Here is a 20,131-nt window from a genome sequence, read left to right on the forward strand (position 1 = left end):
GGCGACAGATCCGGCTGAACTAGTGCGTGAGGGGGCGCTTCTAAACACTTTCCCTGCCCCGGAGCGTGCGTCCCTTGCCTCGCATACTGACCCAGCCCACCGCCGAAGAAGTGCTGACCGAACACAACGCGAAAATGTTCGGTTCCCCCAAGGAACGGCTGGATTTTTATCGCAAGGAAATCCAGTACGAAACCAGCATCCTCGCCAATCGCACCGATGCCTATCTGGCGGCGCAATCATTTCTGGTGATTGCTTTTGCGTCGTGCATGGCCAATCTCAACCCGGAATGGGGCAAGCTGTTCACCCTGGTGGTGCCGCCGTTTCTGGCGCTGCTCGGGTTGCTCAGTTCGCTCAACGCCTGGCCCGGCATTCGTGCTGCTTACGACATCATCGACCACTGGCACTACAAACAAAGCGAGTTGTTGCGCAGCGAGCCGATCATGGGCCTGGCCTACGACGAGTCGCCGCTGTTCAGTGAAATGGAGTCGAGCCACAAGGGCTATCGCAAGTCGCTGTTGTTTTCGGTGCGCACACCGTGGATTTTTGCCACGTTCTGGATGCTGCTGGGGACTTATGCGGTGTTTATTCAGGTGACCAATCCCGGGACCTGATCGCCGCCCAAAGAAAAAGCCCGGACTTCACAGCCGGGCTTTTTTTGTGCGGTTTATTCGACGGTTTCAAGCTGCCGCCGCAGTTCCTGCGAGTGATGCGGCGACATCGGAATCGGTGGAAAGTCCTCGTTGAGGACACACAAATGGTCGATGGCTTCCTCGAACTTCGCATCGGCTTTGCGGCGCAATGCTCGATAACGCTCAAATTGTTCGATATCCAGGTTGTCCGCTTCCAGCAGCTCGTGAGCCGTTCGGTTGAGGGCGTGGGCGTCTTCGAACAATTGACGATTGCGTTCCAGGGCCAAAGCCCTGCAAGCCTTGATTTGTGCAGGAGTCGAGCATTCTTTCATGACCGTAACCTTGTTATTCAAAGATTCCTTTTCATGGGCTGCGAGCCGCAGGGGAACCGAACCTGCCGGACCCCGCCGAGTGCATCCAGCGAGGGGTTATGGTTGTGACTGCCAGGATCTGCAGGCGGATCCATTTATTTTTAGAAGAAAGTTCGATGGATTAACCCGAGAACACGCGCGGAAAAATCAGGCTTTTCGTTTTTGCCGTTGTTCGTAGCGGGCGAGGAGCGGCTGAGTACTGATGCCGTGCAGCAAAATGCTCAGTGCCACCACCGACAGCGTAATGTCGGTGCACAGTGTGGTGAGCGGGGCGCTGAGGCCATGGTTCAAGGCATAAAACAGGTAGAACAGGCTGCCGATCCCGCGAATGCCGAACCAGCCGATCAAGAGCCGCTGACGCGCGTCGAGCAATGCGCCCCACGGCATCAGCGCCACGCAGGCTGGACGCACTACGCAGAACAGCACCGCGCCCACCAGCAGCGCCCGCCAGTCCCAATGTGCCACCAACACCACGCCGAGCAGGGTCACCAGAAACACTTCCATTGCCCGTTCCACCAGGCTGCCAAACGACAGCATGTCGCCCATCATGATCCCGGCGGCGACCTGACTGCTCTCCAACCGTTCGGTATTGCCGTGCACCGCATGTTGCGGCTCGATGTTCTGATGACCGACCACCGGCTGCACCAGGTGTTCAGCGGGTGGCTGGCTGGCGCCAGTGGATTTCACTTCTTCCTGACGCAAGCCCAGGCCAGCGGCGAACACCGCCAGAAAACCATAACCGCCGATGGCGTCTGCGCCGACGTAAGCCAGCGCTATCAGCGACAGCGCCAGGTAATCATTCGGGCTCAGCGTACTGTCGTCGTTACGGATGCGTAGCGAAAGTGTCACCCGCCCAATGCCGCGCCCCATCCAGTACCCGGTCAGCAGTCCTGCGGGAACCGCCCATAACAGACTGCGCAACAACCAGTCCTGCCACTCGCCGGAACTGCCTTCGCCATGAATCAGCAGCAGCCCGAGAATCACGAACGGAAAGGCAATCCCGTCGTTCAATCCAGCCTCACCGGAAAGGCCAAAACGCACACTGTCGACATCCCGCGCATCGTTGACCTGCACCAGCGCGGCGAGCACCGGATCGGTCGGTGCCAGGATCGCGCCGATCAGCAGCGACGATCCCCAAGCCAATTGCAAACCCCAATGCAGCAACAGGCTGACCCCGGCGATGGTCAATACCATCACCGGTCCCGCCAGCCCGAATGCGATCCGCCAGCGCTTGCCGTGCAACGGCAGACGCAGCTTCAGTCCGCAAACAAACAGCGAAAACAATACCGCGACTTCCGTCAGGTGTTCCATCCAGACCGAGGCGTTTTCCACCGACAGCTTCAACAGGCCGAGGCCGCTCGGACCAATGCCGATGCCCAACAAGAGGCACACGGCCGACGTGGTGACCGGCATCCAGCGCAGATACGAAGAGGTCAGCGCGAGGGTCAGCAAAACGGCACCGAGCACCGCGATCCAGATGACAAAGCTCATGAATGCTTACAGCATCGGCTTGCCGCCCGTCACGCCATAGCGCTGACCGGTGATGTAACTGGCTTCATCCGAGGCCAACAGCACATAGATCGGCGCCACTTCCACCGGTTGCCCGGGGCGGCCTAGCGGGGTATTGCCACCGAAGTTCTGCACTTCGTCATCCGGCATGGTCGAGACGATCAGCGGTGTCCAGATCGGGCCGGGGGCGACGCAGTTCACGCGGATTTCCTTTGGGCCGAGCATCTGTGCGAGGCCGCCGGTGAAGTTGGCAATCGCGCCTTTGGTGGTCGCATAGGCCAGCAGGGTCGGCTTGGGCAGGTCGGAGTTGACCGAGCTGGTGTTGATGATCGACGCACCGGGGCGCATGTGTTTGATCGCCGCCTGGCACAGACGGAAAATCGCCGTGATGTTGACGTCGAAGGTCATCACCCATTCTTCGTCGGGGATTTCTTCAAAGGTTTCGTGGGTCATCTGGAACGCGGCGTTATTGACCAACACGTCGATGCGCCCGAAGCGTTCGACGGTCTTGTCCACCAGCGCCTGGCAATGAGCTTTTTGCGCGATGTCGCCGGGCAGCAGCAGGCACTGACGACCGGCCTGTTCGACCCAGCGCGCGGTCTCTTTGGCGTCGTCATGTTCATCAAGGTAGGCCACGGCAACGTCCGCGCCTTCACGGGCGAAGGCAATCGCCACGGCGCGACCGATGCCGCTGTCGGCGCCGGTGATCAGTGCAATCTTGCCGGTCAGTCGTCCGGAACCGACGTAGCTTTGTTCACCACAATCGGGGTACGGCTCCATTTTTCGTTGCGCACCGGGAACGGCTTGGGCTTGGGCGGGAAAGGGTGGTTTTGGGTAGTCGGTCATCACAAATCTCCGGGGTCTCATGGCGGGTATGGATGGTTGACCCGGACGGTTTGCCGTGAGTTCGATCGGATTTGCGGCGCATTTCTTGCCATGGCAATGCAAAACCAACGTGGGAGCGGGCTTGCTCGCGAAGGCGGAGTGTCAGTCAGTATTCATGTCGCTGACACACCGCCTTCGCGAGCAAGCCCGTCCCACAGGGGATCTGCTGTGGCTTCAGGAATTGCGGTTAGTCAGGGCGCGCTCCTGCCTTCTTCGAGCAGCGAGCGCGGGCAGCCGAAGTTCAGGCGTACGAACTGTTGGTGCTGATCGCCGAAATCGAGACCGGGCGAGTTTGATCGGATGTTGGAGGCGTTTCTTGCGATGACAACGCGAAACCAACGTGGGAGCGGGCTTGCTCGCGAAGGCGGAGTGTCAGTCAGTATTCATGTCGCTGACACACCGCTTTCGCGAGCAAGCCCGCTCCCACAGGGGAGCTGCTGTGGCTTCAGGAATTGCGGTTAGTCAGGGCGCGCTGCATGCGGGCGATGCCTTCTTCGAGCAGCGAGCGCGGGCAGCCGAAGTTCAGGCGCACGTATTGCGGGTGTTGATCACCGAAGTCGAGACCGGGCGAGTTTGATCGGATGTTGGAGGCGTTTCTTGCGATGACAACGCGAAACCAATGTGGGAGCGGGCTTGCTCGCGAAGGCGGAGTGTCAGTCAGTATTCATGTCGCTGACACACCGCCTTCGCGAGCAAGCCCGCTCCCACAGGGGAGCTGCTGTGGGTTCAGGAATTGCGGTAAGTCAGGGCGCGCTCCATGCGGGCGATGCCTTCTTCGAGCAGCGAGCGCGGGCAGCCGAAGTTCAGGCGTACGTATTGCTGGTGTTGATCACCGAAGTCGAGACCGGGCGAGTTTGATCGGATGTTGGAGGCATTTCTTGCGATGACAACGCGAAACCAACGTGGGAGCGGGCTTGCTCGCGAAGGCGGAGTGTCAGTCAGTATTCATGTCGCTGACACACCGCCTTCGCGAGCAAGCCCGCTCCCACAGGGGAGCTGCTGTGGCTTCAGGAATTGCGGTTAGTCAGGGCGCGCTCCATGCGGGCGATGCCTTCTTCGAGCAGCGAGCGCGGGCAGCCGAAGTTCAGGCGTACGAACTGTTGGTGCTGATCGCCGAAATCCACACCGGCGCTGAGGCCGACCTTGGCTTGCTCAAGGAAGAACTGCTGCGGATTGTCCAGCCCCAGCGCCGAACAATCGAGCCACGCCAGGTATGTGCCTTGCGGCACATTAATGGTCAGGCCCGGCAAGCGGCTGCGCACGGCGTCCACCAGCCAGTCACGGTTGGCTTGCAGGTAGGTTTTCAATTCGGCGAGCCACGGTGCGCCTTCGCTGTAGGCGACGCGGGTCGCTTCCATGCCCAGCGGGTTGACGCTGTCGACCATGCCGCAGCGGGCGTGGTTGACGCGTTCGCGCAGGGCTGTGTCCTGGATGATCATGAACGATGTCTTGAGGCCGGCGATGTTGTAAGCCTTGCTGGCCGACATCAGGGTGATGGTGCGGCCGGCGATTTTCGGGCTCAGGGAGGCGGTCGGAATGTGCACGCGGCCATCGAAGCACAGCTCGGCATGGATCTCGTCGGAGATGATCCAGGCGTCCTGTGCCGCGCAGATATCGGCCACGGCTTGCAGCTCTTCACGGCCGAACACCTTGCCGATCGGGTTGTGCGGGTTGCTCAGGAGCAGGGCGCCGCCACCGTTCAGCGCGTCACGCAAGGTGTCGAGCGGGGTGGCGTAGGTGCCGTCAGCCTGGGCGACGAATTCCAGTTCGACCTTGTTCAGCCCCCAATGGCCCGGCGCATGCCGCAGCGGCGGGTAGTTCGGCACTTGCACCACGACGTTCTGTTGCGGTTGCACCAAGGCTTTCAAAGCCATGTTGAAGCCGGACTCAACGCCCGGCAGGAAGATCAGCTCCTGCGGTTTGACCTTCCAGGCGAACTTGTTCCACAGGTCGGCGACGATGGCTTCACGCAGGTTGTCCTGGGCCACGCTGTAACCCACCAGCGGATGCAGCAGACGCTGTTGCAAGGCCTCGATGATCACCGGCGGCGCGGCGAAATCCATATCAGCGACCCACATCGGCAAAACATCGGCCGGGTAGCGGCTCCACTTGGTGCTGCCGGTGTTGTGGCGGTCGAATACCTGATCAAAATCGAAAGTCATGCGCGGTCTCGTGAAGGCGGGATGGGTCCTGCCGGGCATTCTAAGCCCATGGCCCGGTGGGAGCACACAAAACCTGTGGGAGCGAGCCTGCTCGCGAAGGCGGTGTGTCAGTCAATATTTGTCTCAACTGACAGGGCCTCTTCGCGAGCAGGCTCGCTCCCACAGGTTTCTCAGCGCATGACCGATTGTCGCCGACGGTCGGTTTTCACACAGAGTGTGTGGTCTTTGTCTACAGTGAAAAAGTCGGCAGCCATTCTGCCGCAACCGTGATTGTCCAGATAAAACCCGGCACCAGTACCGGGTTCCACCTGATCAGGAGTGCACGATGGATCTCAGCCGTCGTCAATTCTTCAAGGTCGCCGGTATCGGCCTTGCAGGCTCTAGCCTGGGCGCGTTGGGCATGGCCCCGACGCTGGCCTTCGCCGAGCAGGTGCGCCACTTCAAGCTTGCCCACACCCATGAAACCCGCAACACCTGTCCGTATTGCTCGGTCGGTTGCGGGTTGATCATGTACAGCCAGGGCGATGCCGCGAAGAACGTCGCGCAAAATATCATTCACATCGAGGGCGACGCCGATCACCCGGTCAACCGCGGCACCCTGTGTCCAAAAGGCGCGGGCCTGCTGGACTTCATTCATAGCCCGGGCCGCCTGCAATACCCGCAGGTGCGCAAGCCCGGCAGCAGCGAATGGACCCGCGTCAGTTGGGATGAAGCGCTGGATCGCATCGCCGATCTGATGAAGACCGACCGTGACGCCAACTTCATCGAGAAGAATGCCACCGGGCAAACGGTGAACCGCTGGCTCACCACCGGGTTCCTCGCCGCGTCGGCAGCGTCCAACGAGGCGGGCTACATCACCCAGAAGGTGATTCGCAGTCTCGGCATGCTGGGGTTCGATAACCAGGCGCGTGTCTGACACGGCCCGACGGTGGCAAGTCTTGCCCCGACGTACGGCCGTGGTGCCATGACCAATACCTGGACCGATATCGCTAACGCGAATCTGATCCTGGTGATGGGTGGCAACGCAGCAGAAGCGCATCCGTGCGGCTTCAAATGGGTGACCGAGGCCAAGGCGCACAACGCCGCCCGGCTGATCGTGGTCGATCCGCGTTTTACCCGTACCGCGTCCGTGGCCGACTATTACGCGCCGATCCGCACCGGCACCGACATCGCCTTCATGGGCGGGCTGATCAATTACCTGCTGTCCGAGGACAAGATCCAGCACGAATACGTGCGCAACTACACCGACGTCTCGTTTATCGTCAAAGAAGGCTATGGCTTTGAAGACGGTATCTTCAGCGGTTACGACGTGGCCAAGCGCACTTATACCGACAAGTCCGGCTGGGGTTACGAGCTGGGTGAGGATGGGTTTGCCAAGGTCGACCCGACCCTGCAGGATCCGCGCTGCGTCTATCAACTGATGAAGCAGCATTACAGCCGTTACAACATCGACCTCGCGAGCCAGATCTGCGGGATGCCGGTCGATGCCATGCAGAAAATCTGGGATGAGATTGCCACGTGCTCCACGCCGGGCAAGACCATGACCATTCTCTATGCGCTCGGCTGGACGCAGCACTCGATTGGCGCGCAGATCATCCGCAGTGCGGCGATGGTGCAATTGCTGCTGGGCAACGTCGGCATGCCGGGCGGGGGCGTCAATGCTCTGCGCGGACACTCGAACATTCAGGGCCTGACCGACCTCGGGTTGTTGTCCAACTCGTTGCCGGGCTATCTGACCCTGGGTGGCGATGCCGAACAGGAGTACACCGCCTTCATCAAAAAACGCACGCAAATGCCGCTGCGTCCGGGTCAGTTGTCCTACTGGCAGAACTACAGCAAATTCCACGTCAGCCTGATGAAGTCGTGGTACGGCGCCAACGCCACCGTCGAGAACAACTGGAATTACGACTATCTGCCGAAACTCGACATTCCCAACTACGACGTCCTGAAGATGTTCGACCTGATGAGCCAGGGCAAGGTCAACGGCTACATGTGCCAAGGCTTCAACCCCATCGCCGCGCTGCCGGACAAGAACCGGGTGATGGGCGCGCTGGCCAAGCTCAAGTGGCTGGTGGTGATGGACCCGCTGGCGACCGAAACCTCGGAGTTCTGGCAAAACGTCGGGCCGTACAACGACGTGAAAAGCGCCGAGATCCAGACCGAAGTCATTCGCCTGCCGACCACCTGCTTTGCCGAGGAGGACGGTTCGCTGGTCAACAGCAGTCGCTGGCTGCAATGGCACTGGAAAGGCGCCGACGGCCCTGGCGAAGCGCAGACCGATATTCGTATCATGAGCGAACTGTTCCTGCGCCTGCGCAAGCGTTATCAGGCCGAGGGCGGCAAATTCGCCGATCCGCTGCTGAAACTGTCGTGGCCGTACAAGATCCCCGACGAGCCATCGCCGGAGGAACTGGCGAAGGAAATCAACGGCAGCGCCATGGTCGACTTCACCGATGCCAGTGGCGCGATGGTCAAGGCCGGCTCGCAACTGGCGGCGTTCGCTCAGCTCAAGGACGATGGCAGCACCGCGTCCGGTTGCTGGATCTTCGCCGGCAGCTGGACCGAGGCCGGTAACCAGATGGCCCGGCGCGACAATGCCGACCCGTATGGCATGCACCAGCATCTGGGCTGGGCCTGGGCGTGGCCGGCCAATCGGCGGATCCTCTACAACCGTGCATCGGCGGATGTCTCGGGCAAACCGTGGGATCCGAAAAAACGCCTCGTATGGTGGAACGGCAAGGCCTGGGGCGGCACCGACGTGCCGGACTACAAGGCCGATGTGCCGCCGGAAGCCGGGATGAACCCGTTCATCATGAACCCCGAAGGCGTGGCGCGGTTCTTCGCCGTCGACAAGATGAACGAAGGGCCATTCCCCGAGCACTACGAGCCGTTCGAAACGCCGATCGGCATCAACCCGCTGCACCCGCAAAACAAGAAAGCCACCAGCAACCCGGCGGCGCGGATCTTCGACTCGGTCTGGGAAAGCCTCGGCGAAGCCAAGGACTTTCCGTACGCCGGCACCAGTTACCGGCTCACCGAGCACTTCCATTTCTGGAGCAAGCATTGCAAGTTGAATGCGATTGCCCAGCCCGAGCAGTTCGTCGAAATCGGCGAAGTGCTGGCGAAGGAGAAGGGCATCGCCGCCGGGGATCGGGTGCGGGTCAGCTGCAAACGCGGGTTCATCGAGGCGGTTGCGGTGGTGACCAAACGGATCCGGCCGCTGCAGGTCAACGGCCAGGTGGTGCATCAGATCGGCATCCCGCTGCACTGGGGTTTCACCGGTCAGACGCGTCACGGTTACCTGACCAACACCCTGGTGCCGTTCCTCGGCGACGGCAACACACAGACCCCGGAATCCAAGTCATTCCTGGTCAACGTGGAGAAACTATAAATGGCCAGCCAAGACATCATTGCCCGCTCGGCCACCACCACGGTGCCGCCCTCGGTGAGGAATCAGCAGGAAGTCGCCAAGCTGATCGACACCACCAAATGCATAGGCTGCAAGGCCTGCCAGGTCGCCTGCTCGGAATGGAACGAGCTGCGCGACGAGGTCGGCCACAACCACGGCACCTACGACAACCCGCAGGACCTCAGCGCAGAAACCTGGACCTTGATGCGCTTCACCGAACACGAAACCGACGCCGGCAACCTTGAATGGCTGATCCGCAAGGACGGCTGCATGCACTGCGCCGAACCGGGGTGCCTGGCGGCCTGCCCGAGTCCCGGGGCGATCATCAAGCATGCCAACGGCATCGTCGATTTCGATCAGGACCACTGCATCGGCTGCGGCTATTGCATCACCGGTTGTCCGTTCAATATTCCGCGGATTTCGCAGAAGGACCACAAGGCCTACAAATGCACCTTGTGTTCGGACCGGGTAGCGGTGGGGCTGGAACCGGCCTGCGTGAAAACCTGCCCGACCGGCGCGATCGTCTTCGGCAGCAAGGAAGACATGAAGGAACACGCCGCCGAGCGCATCGTCGATTTGAAAAGCCGTGGCTTCGACAACGCCGGTCTGTACGACCCGGCAGGCGTCGGCGGGACTCATGTGATGTACGTGTTGCACCACGCCGATACGCCAAAGATCTACGCCGGGTTGCCGGATGCGCCGGCCATCAGTCCGCTCGTGGGCCTGTGGAAAGGCATCAGCAAACCGCTAGGCCTGCTGGCGATGGGTGTGGCGGTGCTGGCCGGGTTCTTCCACTACGTGCGTATCGGGCCGAACCGCACCGAAGAGGATGAGCAGCCGACGCCACCGGACACTTCGGTGCATGTCGTTGACCCGGCGGTGCACACCTTCGATCCACGCGGGGAGGACCGGCCATGAGCAACAAGACGATCCTGCGCTACACCGCCAACCAGCGCACCAATCACTGGCTGGTGGCGATTCTGTTTTTCATGGCCGGGCTGTCCGGACTGGCGTTGTTTCATCCGTCGCTCTTCTGGCTGAGCAACCTGTTCGGCGGCGGGCCGTGGACGCGGATTCTGCATCCGTTCATGGGTGTGGCGATGTTTGTGTTGTTCCTCGGCCTGGTGTTTCGTTTCTGGCGTGCGAACTTCTTTATCGACAATGACTGGAAATGGATGCGCCGCATTGATCGGGTGTTGGTCAACGATGAAGAAAGCGTGCCACCGGTGGGCAAGTACAACGCCGGGCAGAAGATGCTGTTCTGGACTTTACTGCTGTGCATGCTCGGTTTGCTGTTCACCGGGCTGGTGATCTGGCGCGTGTATTTCAGCGCATATTTCGGCATCACCGTGATCCGCTGGGCGATGCTCCTGCATGCGCTGGCCGGGTTTGTGCTGATCCTGAGCATCATCATTCACATCTACGCCGGTCTGTGGATCAAGGGTTCGGTGGACGCGATGCTGCATGGTTGGGTCAGCCGCGCCTGGGCGAAGAAACACCACGAACTCTGGTACCGCGACATCACCAGCGATGAACATCGTCCGGACGTGCCGGAGCGACCGATCACCAAAAAGGGCTGACCTTTGGCAACCATTCTTGAACCCGGGGAAATCGAAGCGGCGGCCAGTTCGCCGCCGTTTCTGCACCTGCCACCGCACAATCTGTTCACCTTGCGCGCGCAACGCCTGGAACACCTGGCCGAAGGGCATCCGCTGGTCGAGTACCTGCGTCTGATCGCCGGGTTGTGCCGGGCTCAGCAGCAGGTTTTCGACGATCCACCGCTGACGGCACCGTTTGATCAGCAAAGGATTGAAGCCTGTCAGCAACACGGTTTGCCGCCGTTCGCTGCCGACACGCTGGTGCGCGAAGAGGGTTGGCAGGCGTATCTCGGCGCCCTGCTAAAACGCTATGAGCCGGTTGAACAGCCCGCCGTTGTTGAGGCGGTCAATGCTCTGCAGGGCGCAAGTTCGGGCCAGTTGCGCGCGTGGGCCGTGGCCTTGGTCAGCGGCCAGTACTCGATGGTGCCGGCGCAACTGGTGCCGTTTCTCGGCGCCGGGCTGCAAGCGGCATGGAGCCACTGGCTGCTCAGCGCACCCAACCTGCAACTGAAACCCGGCGACAGCCTCAGCCAGTGCCCGGGTTGCGGTTCACCGGCGATGGCCGGGGTGATCCGCCATCGCGGTAAACATAACGGTCTGCGTTATCTGGTGTGCTCGCTGTGTGCCTGCGAATGGCATGTGGTGCGGGTCAAGTGCGTGTATTGCGAGTCGAGCAAAGGCCTGGATTACCTGAGCCTTGAAGACGATCGCCATGCGGCCAATCAGGCGCCGATTCGGGCGGAGGTCTGCCCGGGCTGCAACAGCTATTTGAAACTGGTCTATTTGGAAAACGATGCCGAAGGCGAAGCGCTGTCAGCGGATCTCACCAGCCTGTTGCTCGACATGCGTCTTGCGCAGGATGGTTATCAGCGTCTGGCACCGAATCTGTTGCTGGCGCCGGGAGACGAATGACCAGAGCGTCTACACTCCTGAAAAACATCCCACAATTGGGGGGCCGGTGTGCTGTGTTTAGACGCGTTGCGTCAGGTCATGCCGGAAAGACTTTTGTTTTCGGGAGTGGCTGATGTCCGCAAGTGTTGCCCCGCGTTTACCGTCCATTGATGGTTTGTTGCGTCATCCGGCCTGTGTGCCGCTGCTTGAGCGTTACGGTCGTGAGGCGTTGCTGAGCCGTTTGCGCCAGTTGCTGGATGAACTGCGTGCAGACGTGTTGAACGGGCAATTGTCGGCGATTGAAATCAGCCCCGAAGTGCTCGCCGGCCGCGTCGGCGAGCGTCTGGCCCAGCAACAGCGCAGCAACGTACGCCGGGTATTCAACCTGACCGGCACGGTGCTGCACACCAACCTCGGCCGCGCCTTGTTGCCTGAAGAAGCCATCGACGCGGTGCAGATGGCCGCACGTTATCCGCTCAATCTCGAGTTCGATCTGGCCAGCGGCAAGCGTGGTGATCGCGATGATTTGATCGAAGGCCTGATCCGCGAGTTGACCGGCGCCGACGCGGTCACCGTGGTCAACAACAATGCCGCTGCGGTGCTGCTGACGCTCAACAGCCTCGGCGCGCGCAAGGAAGGCATCATCTCACGCGGCGAGCTGATCGAAATCGGCGGCGCGTTCCGCATCCCCGACATCATGGCCCGCGCCGGGGTGCGTCTGCATGAAGTCGGCACGACCAATCGCACCCATGCCAAAGACTACGAAGCGGCGATCAACCCGCGCAGCGGCTTGATCATGCGCGTGCATGCGAGCAACTACAGCATCGAAGGCTTTACCGCCCGGGTGCCGACCGCCGAGCTGGCCGAGTTGGCTCATCGCCATGGCTTGCCATTGCTGGAGGACCTGGGCAGCGGCAGCCTGCTGGACCTGACCCGCTGGGGCTTGCCGGCCGAGCCGACGGTGCGGCAGGCGCTGCTCGACGGCGCGGATATCGTCACCTTCAGCGGCGATAAATTGCTTGGCGGGCCGCAGGCCGGGTTGATTGTCGGACGCAAAGAATTGATCGCGAAGATCAAGAAAAATCCGCTGAAACGCGCGCTGCGGGTGGACAAGTTGACCCTGGCGGCGCTGGAAGCGGTGCTCGGCCTGTATCGCGATCCGGATCGCCTCGCCGAGCGCCTGCCGAGTCTGCGTTTGTTGACTCGTCCGCAAGCGGACATTTTCGCCCAGGCCGAGCGCCTGCAACCGGCGCTGGCACACGTCATCGGCGAGCCTTGGCATGTCAGCGCGGTGAAAGCCTTGGGCATGATCGGCAGCGGCAGCCAACCGGTGGCGCGTCTGCCGAGTGCCGCGTTGTGCCTGCGCCCGCAAGTGTCGAAACGCTTGCGCGGGCGCTGTCTGCTCAATCTGGAGGCGGCGTTGCGCGCACTGCCAATTCCAGTGCTCGGGCGCATCGATGACGACGCACTGTGGCTGGATCTGCGCCAACTCGACGATGAACCCGCATGGCTCGCGCAATTGCCGCAGTTGCAGGTCGACCCGTGATTGTCGGCACTGCGGGGCACATCGATCACGGCAAAACCTCGCTGCTGCAGGCCCTGACCGGACAATCCGGCGACCGCCGCCCGCAGGAACGCGAACGCGGGATGACCATCGACCTCGGTTATCTGTATGCCGAACTTGCGCCCGGTGCCGGGCTGACCGGGTTCATCGATGTGCCGGGCCACGAGAAATTCACTCACAACATGCTCGCCGGGGCGCAGGGTATCGATCTGGTGTTGCTGGTGGTTGCCGCAGATGACGGGGTGATGCCGCAGACCCGCGAGCATCTGGCGATTGTCCAGCTGCTGGGCATCCGCCGGGCGCTGGTGGCGATCACCAAGTGTGACCGGGCCGAGACGGGCAGGGTGGAGCAGGTGCAGCGGCAGATTCTGGATTTGCTCGAATCCGGGCCGTTTGCCGCAGCGCCGATTCTGACCGTGTCGAGCGTGACCGGGCAGGGCATCGATGAATTGCGTCAGAGCTTGCTACAGATTCACGGCGAAGCGCATGAACGCAGCCGCGAAGGCGGTTTTCGCCTGGCCATCGACCGCGCTTTCAGCGTTGCCGGCGCCGGGATCGTGGTCACCGGTACGGCGTTGTCGGGCACGGTTTCAGTCGGGGACAAACTGGCGCTCGGGCCGTCCGGCAAATCGGTCAGGGTGCGTGGCTTGCATGCGCAGAATCAACCCGCCGAAAAGGCCTTCGCCGGGCAACGCGTGGCGCTGAATATCAGTGGCGATCGGCTGACGTTGGAGCAGATCCATCGCGGCCAGTGGCTGTTGGCCGAGTGGCTGCACGCACCGACGCAACGGGTCGACATCGAGTTTCAGCTGCTGCCGGGTGAGCGTACGTTCGAACACTTTCACCCGGTGCACGTGCACCTCGGTACTCAAGATGTCATCGCCCGCGTGGCTTTGCTCGAAGGCCCGCGCTTGAGTCCTGGCCAGCGCATGTTCGCGCAATTGCTGATCAACGCCCCGGTGCATGCGGTAAAGGGTGATCGGGTGATCTTGCGTGACCAGAGCGCGCAACGCACCCTCGGCGGCGGCCAGGTGCTCGACCCGTTCGCCCCGGCCAGGCAACGCCGCAGCCCGGAACGGCTGGCGCAACTGCAAGCCCTGGCGCGCAGCGAAAGTCTAGAGCACGCGCTGCCGGTGCTGCTCAATCACGGCACCGGTGGACTTGATCCGCAGCGGCTGGAGCGCCAGTTCAATCGTCCGCGTGGCGACTGGTCGCTGGCGGCGAATGTGCGCCTGATCGACACCCGCCAAGGCCCGGTGCTGTTCAACGTGCAGCGTTGGGGGCAGCTGAAGTTCACCCTGTTGGAGCAACTGGCGAAATTCCATGAGCTGGAGCCCGACCAGATGGGGCCTGATCGCGACCGTCTGCGACGCTTCAGCGGTCTGGCGCTGGAGCGCTCGACCTTTGCCAGCCTGCTGGAAGAACTGCGCGCCGCCGGATCGATCAACGCCAGCGGGCCGTGGCTGCACCTGCCGGATCATCAGGTGCGTTTGAATGCCGAAGACGAAACCCTGTGGCAGCGCATGCAGCCGCTGTTCGAACAGGCCGGGTCTGATCCGCCGTGGGTGCGCGATGTCGCGAAAATGCTCGGTGAGGACGACGCGGTGGTGCGCTTGCTGCTGCGCAAACTGGCGCGCCTGGGGCTGATGCATCAGGTGGTGCGCGACCTGTTTCTGACCGACGTGCAACTGCGGCGCATGGCCGGTGCGTTGCTGCAACTGGAACAGGAAAATCCGCCGATCCAGGTGACAACTTTTCGTGATGCGCTAGGCTTGGGACGCAAACGCTGTATTCAGTACCTGGAATACTTCGACCGCCTCGGCCTGACCCGACGCATCGGCGAGTCCCGCGTGATCCGCCACGACAACGCGCTGGCCAGCACCGACGTACCCTGAGTTCAAAGGAAGGCAATCGCGCCCGGTGGCGCGGCCGGGCTTCAAACCCGGTTGGGGACGGCATCCGTTCCCGGGCAGGTTCGACTCCGGCTGCCTTCCGCCAATCCCCTTGTAGGAATGAGCCTGCTCGCGATAGCGGTGGGTCATTCAATGCTGATGTTGCCTGACTTGGCGCCTTCGCGAGCAAGCCCGCTCCCACAGGGAGCTGTGTTCCAGGCAGTTCCTGCACGTTGCTGTGAGGCTGTGAGAGACCCCCGTCGATCTCTGACACCCCACAAAACCAAGGTGGGAGTGGGCTTGCTCACGAAAGCGGTGTGACATTCAACGCTGATGTTGCCTGACACGCCGCCTTCGCGAGCAAGCCCGCTCCCACTGGGGACTGTGTTCCAGGCAGTTCCTGCACTTTTGCTGTGAGGCGGTGAGATACCTGTCGATCTCTGACACCCCACAAAACCAAGGTGGGAGTGGGTTTGCTCACGAAAGCGGTGTGACATTCAATGCTGATGTTGCCTGACTTGGCGCCTTCGCGAGCAAGCCCGCTCCCACAGGGAGCTGTGTTCCAGGCAGTTCCTGCACTTTTGCTGTGAGGCGGTGAGATACCTGTCGATCTCTGACACCCCACAAAACCAAGGTGGGAGTGGGCTTGCTCACGAAAGCGGTGTGACATTCAACGCTGATGTTGCCTGACACGCCGCCTTCGCGAGCAGGCTCACTCCTACAGGGTATGGGTTACAGGCGCCCGTATTCGCGGGCCGTGCGATCGACGGCGATGCGGGTTTTGTCGACCAACTCATCGAGTTCGGCCCGGGTGGCGATCAGGGCCGGGGCCATGATCATCCGGCCGAGGGTTGAGCGAATGATCAAGCCTTCCTCAAACCCGATGGTGCGGCAGCGCCAGGCGATGTCGTTTTCGTTGGCGAAACGCTTGCGGGTGGCTTTGTCTTCGGCGAATTGCAGCGCGGCGACCAGACCGACGCCCTGAATTTCACCCACCAGCGGGTGGTTGCCGAACACTTCGCGCAGGCAATTCTGCAGGTACGGGCCGGTGTCGTTTTTCACCTGTTTGACCACGCCTTCGTCGCGCAGGGCCTTGAGGTTGGCAATCGCCACCGCAGCAGCCACCGGATGCCCGGAGTAGGTCAGACCGTGGGCGAACACGCCGCCTTTTTCTACAAGCGCCTCGGCCATGCGTCGCGACAGGATCAACCCGCCCATGGGGATGTAACCGGAGGTCAGGCCTTTGGCGATGGACAGGGTATCCGGTTCGAAGCCAAAGGCCTGGTGCGCAAACCACTCGCCGGTACGGCCGAAACCGCCAATCACTTCGTCGGCGCACAGCAGTACGTCGTACTTGCGGCAGATGCGCTGGATTTCCGGCCAGTAAGTGGCGGGCGGAATGATCATGCCGCCGGCGCCCTGGAAGGGTTCGGCGACGAACGCGGCGACTTTGTCGGCGCCCAGTTCGAGAATCTTGTCTTCCAGTTGTTTCGCCGCGCGCAGGCCGAATTCTTCGGGGCTGAGGTCACCTTCATGGGCGAACCAGTACGGCTCGTCGATGTGCGCCACGTCAGGGATGGTGCCGCCCATTTCGTGCATGAACTTCATGCCGCCCAGCGCCGTCGCAGCGAGGGTCGAGCCGTGATAGCCGTTCCAGCGGCCGATCATGATTTTCTTCTCGGGCTGGCCCATGACCTGCCAGAACTTGCGCACGGTGCGGATCAGCACCTCGTTGGCTTCGGAGCCGGAGTTGGTGTAGATCGCGTGGCTGTAGTGCTTGGGCAACAGGCTGAAGAGCAGCTCGGACAGCTCGATCACCTGCGGGTGAGTGGTGTGGAAGAACATGTTGTAGTAGGGCAGTTGTTCCAGCTGCGCCGTCGCGGCGGCGGCCAAGTCCCTGCGCCCGTAACCGAGGTTGGTGCACCACAGGCCGGACATGCCGTCCAGGTAACGATTGCCGTCGTTGTCCCACAACGCCAGGCGATCACCGCTGACCATCACCCGCGGGCCTTCCTCGTTGAGGGCCTTCTGGTCGACGAACGCGTGTATGTGGTGGGCGGCGTCGGCGGCCTGGTAATCGCGGGTACTGCGAGTCGGATCGAATTCGGCGGACATGGCTGATCTCCAGAGAATGGGGCGGGTAAGTGCGTTCATTCCAGCGCTGCACGGCTAATATTTGTCACTTAAAAATATTTTTGTAAAGAAAATATTTGTCGGTGAAAAAAGATATCCGTAGGCTGAGTCGCATTGGCAAGGATCATCAGAGGCAACATGAGCGGACTCAGAGAGCGGCAGAAGGAACAGCGCCGGCAGGTGATCGCCGAGGCGGCACTTGAGCTGTTCAAGACCAACGGCTTTGCAGCCACTACGCTGGACCAGATCGCGGTGCAGGCCGGGGTGTCCGCGCCAACGGTGGTGAATTACTTCGGCGGCAAGCAGGAAATTCTGCTGGCCTTGCTCAAGCAGCCGGACGAGCAGGCCATGCGTGATGCGCGGGCCAATCTGGATGACGACAGCGATCCGCTTGAAGCGCTGTGTGAGTTCGAAGGGCTGATGACCGATTACCAGCTGCAAGCAATGCCGGCGTCGCTGTGGCGCGAACTGGCGCCGTTTCTGCTGACTGGCGAACTGGCGCAGGCCTTGAGCCCGTGGAATGCGGCGGTGATCGAAGAAACCAAGGCGCTGCTCGGGCATTTTCAGGCGCGGGGCAAGGTGCGTGCATCGGTCGATCTGGACGTGGCGGCGACGCTGTTCAACCAGTACGCGAACATGGCGTTCATCCGCCTGGCGACCGAGGCCACGCCGGATAGAGACGCGCACGCTGAGCATATGCGCGGTGTACTGAACTTGTTGTGCCACGGCATGTTGACGGGTGAGGAGAAGCCTGCAGTCCCGATCTGACAACCGTTCATCGCTCAACTACGCTGCCTTACGTATCCCTTTCTGACACCCGGGCGTAAGGAATCACGCGCATGCGAAGCAGGCTGCTGGCGGTATCGATGATGGTGTTCGCCGTGCTCTGGAGCGGGCCTGGCTGGGCACTGGAAGACGCGGTCAAACCGGCGGACGAGGCGGTGGAGCTGAAGGTCGCCAACCGCAGCATCATGCTGTTTCGCGCGACGCTGCTGGGCGAGTCGCCGGCGGCGCGGGTCAAGCGGGCGAAGATGGTCATCAGCGAGGCGCTGGATGAATCGGACAATCTGACGGTCTCGGTCGATCCGATCCAGAACAGCTACATGGTTCTGCTGGGGGATAAACGAGCGTTCATCGTTGCACCCAAGGATGTTGACGGGGTCGAATACGCCTCGGTGCAGCAGGCCGCCGAAGGCGCCGCCGAGAAGCTGCGTCAGGTGGTCACTGAAACCGGCGAGGCACGCAGCCTGCACCTGATCCTGCGGTCGCTGGCGCTGGCTGCGGTGGCCACGGTGATCTACCTCGGCTTGCTCTGGTGCCTGGCGTATCTGCGTCGCAAGTTGCTGAGCAAACTGCCCGAACTGATGGATCGCCACACCCAGGCGCTGAAGGTCGGGCGGGTGCAGTTGATCGACGCCAATTTCCTTTATCCGCTGGTCAGTCGCCTGCTGTTGGTACTGCGCTGGCTGGTGATCCTGCTGCTGACCTATGAGTGGCTCGGGTTCGTCCTGTCGCGATTTCCCTACACCCGACCCTGGGGTGAACGTCTCAACAACTACCTGCTCGAACTGGCCGCTTATCTGCTGGACGGCATTGTCGGGGCGATTCCCGGCCTTGGCGTGGCGCTGGCGATATTCTTTATCGCCCGTGGTGTGACGGCGTTTACCCGGCGCATTTTGCGGCGTATGGCGACCCCGGGAACCTTCAGTTGGCTGAACCACGAAACCCTGCAACCGACCCAACGCCTGACCGCGCTGGCGATCTGGCTGTTTGCCCTGGCGATGGCTTATCCGTATTTGCCGGGGGCGGGCACCGATGCGTTCAAGGGGTTGTCGGTGCTGATCGGCCTGATGATTTCCCTCGGCGCCACCAGCGTAGTGGGGCAGGCCGCTGCCGGGTTGATCCTGACGTACACCCGCACCTTGCGCCCCGGCGAGTTCGTGAAAATCGGCGAGTACGAAGGCACCGTCACCGAACTGGGCATGTTCACCACACGCATTCGTACAGGGCTGGGCGAAGTGCTGACACTGCCCAATTCGATGATCACCGGCACCGTCACCAAAAACTACTCGCGCACCGTGCAGGGCCCGGGTTACGTGGTCGATACCGTGGTCACCATCGGCTACGACACACCATGGCGCCAGGTCGAGGCGATGTTGCTGGAAGCGGCCAGGCGCACCCCGGGGGTTCTTGAAGACCCGGCGGCCCAGGTGTTCCAGACCGCGCTGTCGGACTTCTATCCCGAGTATCGGCTGGTGGCGCAGGCGATTCCCAGCCAGCCACGCCCGAGGGCGGTGCTGCTGAGCATGCTGCACGCCAACATTCAGGACGTGTTCAACGAGTACAGCGTGCAGATCATGTCGCCGCACTATCTGGGCGACCCACAACACGAGAAGTGGGTGCCGAAGGACAAGTGGTACACCGCACCTGCGCAACCGCCGAAGGAGTCGTGAATCACTGTTGCAACACGAACGCCGCCAGTTTTTGCAGCTCATCGGCGCTCAACTGCGCAAACGCAGGCATCGGAACTTCACCCCATTTACCGGCGCTGCCATGCTCGATGCTGGCCATCAGTTTAGTCAGTGCCTGCGGGTCCCTGGCGTATTGGGCGGCAACATCGCGATAGGCCGGCCCGACCACTTTGTGATCGATGGCGTGGCACGACAGGCAAGCGTTGTTCTGCAGCAAGGTCGTGACGTCGGATGAGGCCTGGGCGGGCATCGCAATTGAGGCGGCTTGCACTTCGGGGTCGATGGCCTTGGCACTGCCGTAGGTCACGGCCAGATAGGCGCCAATGAGTTTCACGTCCTCATCGGTGATGGGCGCGCCGTAGGTGTGCTGCATCTTGCCGGCTTCTGCGGTCCATTGCGCCAGACTCATGCCCGGTGGCTGGAAGTTGATGTAGTCGGCGGAGTGGCAGGTGGAACATTTCTGTTGCGCCAAGTCGTAGCCCGGCAGCGTGGCGGATTTGAGTGTGGCGGTTTCTGCCGGCAGCTTGACGGTGACAGGCGCGGCGCTGGCCATCGCGGCAAGGAAACACAGCTGCACGGCGTACAGCGAACGGGTGCTTGAACGTTTCATGCAAGGT

The 20,131-nt window shown here is 61.7% G+C and carries 15 protein-coding genes, 1 tRNA gene and 2 pseudogenes; 10 read left to right on the top strand and 8 right to left on the bottom strand.

What is annotated here, in order from left to right; all coding sequences use genetic code 11:
• Positions 1-74 precede the first annotated feature (74 nt).
• Positions 75-611: a hypothetical protein gene (locus QMK55_RS26955; RefSeq protein WP_320328173.1), complete on the top strand. Its 537-nt coding sequence runs from the start codon at positions 75-77 to the stop codon at positions 609-611.
• Positions 612-664: 53 nt separating this feature from the next.
• Here the strand turns inward: QMK55_RS26955 and QMK55_RS26960 are convergent, their stop codons facing one another.
• From QMK55_RS26960 to QMK55_RS26985, 6 genes and pseudogenes are all read right to left on the bottom strand, one after another.
• Positions 665-961: a hypothetical protein gene (locus QMK55_RS26960; RefSeq protein ID WP_102356195.1), complete on the bottom strand. Its 297-nt coding sequence runs from the start codon at positions 959-961 to the stop codon at positions 665-667.
• A 186-nt stretch (positions 962-1,147) separates the two neighbouring features.
• A complete protein-coding gene (locus QMK55_RS26965) occupies positions 1,148-2,491 on the bottom strand; it encodes a cation:proton antiporter (RefSeq protein WP_102356196.1) in 1,344 nt (447 codons plus the stop codon).
• Between the two features lie 6 nt (positions 2,492-2,497).
• On the bottom strand, positions 2,498-3,355 hold the full coding sequence (locus QMK55_RS26970) for a glucose 1-dehydrogenase (RefSeq protein ID WP_320328174.1): 858 nt from the start codon (positions 3,353-3,355) through the stop codon (positions 2,498-2,500).
• A 484-nt stretch (positions 3,356-3,839) separates the two neighbouring features.
• Positions 3,840-3,965, bottom strand: a pseudogene (locus tag QMK55_RS26975) (aminotransferase); the annotation flags it as partial.
• A gap of 155 nt (positions 3,966-4,120) precedes the next feature.
• Positions 4,121-4,246, bottom strand: a pseudogene (locus tag QMK55_RS26980) (aminotransferase); the annotation flags it as partial.
• A gap of 155 nt (positions 4,247-4,401) precedes the next feature.
• Positions 4,402-5,556 (bottom strand): PatB family C-S lyase, encoded by a 1,155-nt coding sequence (locus QMK55_RS26985; RefSeq protein WP_320328175.1) that lies wholly within the window; start codon positions 5,554-5,556, stop codon positions 4,402-4,404.
• A gap of 325 nt (positions 5,557-5,881) precedes the next feature.
• Between QMK55_RS26985 and fdnG the strand changes: the two genes are divergently transcribed.
• The 7 genes from fdnG (at position 5,882) to QMK55_RS27020 (ending at position 15,016) form a co-directional block, all read left to right on the top strand.
• Positions 5,882-8,947, top strand: coding sequence for a formate dehydrogenase-N subunit alpha (gene fdnG / locus QMK55_RS26990; protein WP_320328176.1), 3,066 nt, complete (start codon positions 5,882-5,884; stop codon positions 8,945-8,947).
• Positions 8,948-9,883 carry a formate dehydrogenase subunit beta gene (fdxH, locus tag QMK55_RS26995; protein ID WP_320328177.1) on the top strand — a complete coding sequence of 312 codons (936 nt, stop codon included), beginning with the start codon at positions 8,948-8,950 and terminating at the stop codon, positions 9,881-9,883.
• A complete protein-coding gene (locus QMK55_RS27000) occupies positions 9,880-10,545 on the top strand; it encodes a formate dehydrogenase subunit gamma (RefSeq protein WP_320328178.1) in 666 nt (221 codons plus the stop codon). The genes fdxH and QMK55_RS27000 overlap by 4 nt, the downstream gene beginning before the upstream one ends.
• 3 nt (positions 10,546-10,548) lie before the next feature.
• A complete protein-coding gene (fdhE, locus tag QMK55_RS27005; RefSeq protein ID WP_320328179.1) occupies positions 10,549-11,475 on the top strand; it encodes a formate dehydrogenase accessory protein FdhE in 927 nt (308 codons plus the stop codon).
• Positions 11,476-11,587: 112 nt separating this feature from the next.
• A complete protein-coding gene (selA, locus tag QMK55_RS27010) occupies positions 11,588-13,000 on the top strand; it encodes an L-seryl-tRNA(Sec) selenium transferase (protein WP_320328180.1) in 1,413 nt (470 codons plus the stop codon).
• Entirely contained in the window at positions 12,997-14,913 is a 1,917-nt protein-coding gene (gene selB / locus QMK55_RS27015) for a selenocysteine-specific translation elongation factor (protein WP_320330229.1), read from the top strand. The genes selA and selB overlap by 4 nt, the downstream gene beginning before the upstream one ends.
• Before the next feature lie 7 nt (positions 14,914-14,920).
• Positions 14,921-15,016, top strand: a tRNA-Sec gene (locus tag QMK55_RS27020).
• Positions 15,017-15,642: 626 nt separating this feature from the next.
• Here QMK55_RS27020 and QMK55_RS27030 read toward each other — a convergent pair.
• Positions 15,643-17,025, bottom strand: coding sequence for an aspartate aminotransferase family protein (locus QMK55_RS27030; RefSeq protein WP_320328181.1), 1,383 nt, complete (start codon positions 17,023-17,025; stop codon positions 15,643-15,645).
• Positions 17,026-17,181: 156 nt separating this feature from the next.
• Between QMK55_RS27030 and QMK55_RS27035 the strand changes: the two genes are divergently transcribed.
• The gene (locus QMK55_RS27035; RefSeq protein ID WP_320328182.1) at positions 17,182-17,811 is read left to right on the top strand and encodes a TetR/AcrR family transcriptional regulator; all 630 of its coding nucleotides are present in this window, start codon (positions 17,182-17,184) and stop codon (positions 17,809-17,811) included.
• 71 nt (positions 17,812-17,882) lie between these two features.
• Complete coding sequence (locus tag QMK55_RS27040; RefSeq protein WP_320328183.1) at positions 17,883-19,496, top strand: mechanosensitive ion channel family protein; 1,614 nt, start codon at positions 17,883-17,885, stop codon at positions 19,494-19,496.
• A gap of 1 nt (position 19,497) precedes the next feature.
• On the opposite strand, the gene QMK55_RS27045 is transcribed toward QMK55_RS27040, so the two are convergent.
• Positions 19,498-20,124 carry a c-type cytochrome gene (locus tag QMK55_RS27045; RefSeq protein ID WP_320328184.1) on the bottom strand — a complete coding sequence of 209 codons (627 nt, stop codon included), beginning with the start codon at positions 20,122-20,124 and terminating at the stop codon, positions 19,498-19,500.
• Between the last annotated feature and the right edge of the window lie 7 nt (positions 20,125-20,131).

The organism is Pseudomonas sp. P8_229 (genome assembly GCF_034008635.1).
GTDB lineage: Bacteria > Pseudomonadota > Gammaproteobacteria > Pseudomonadales > Pseudomonadaceae > Aquipseudomonas.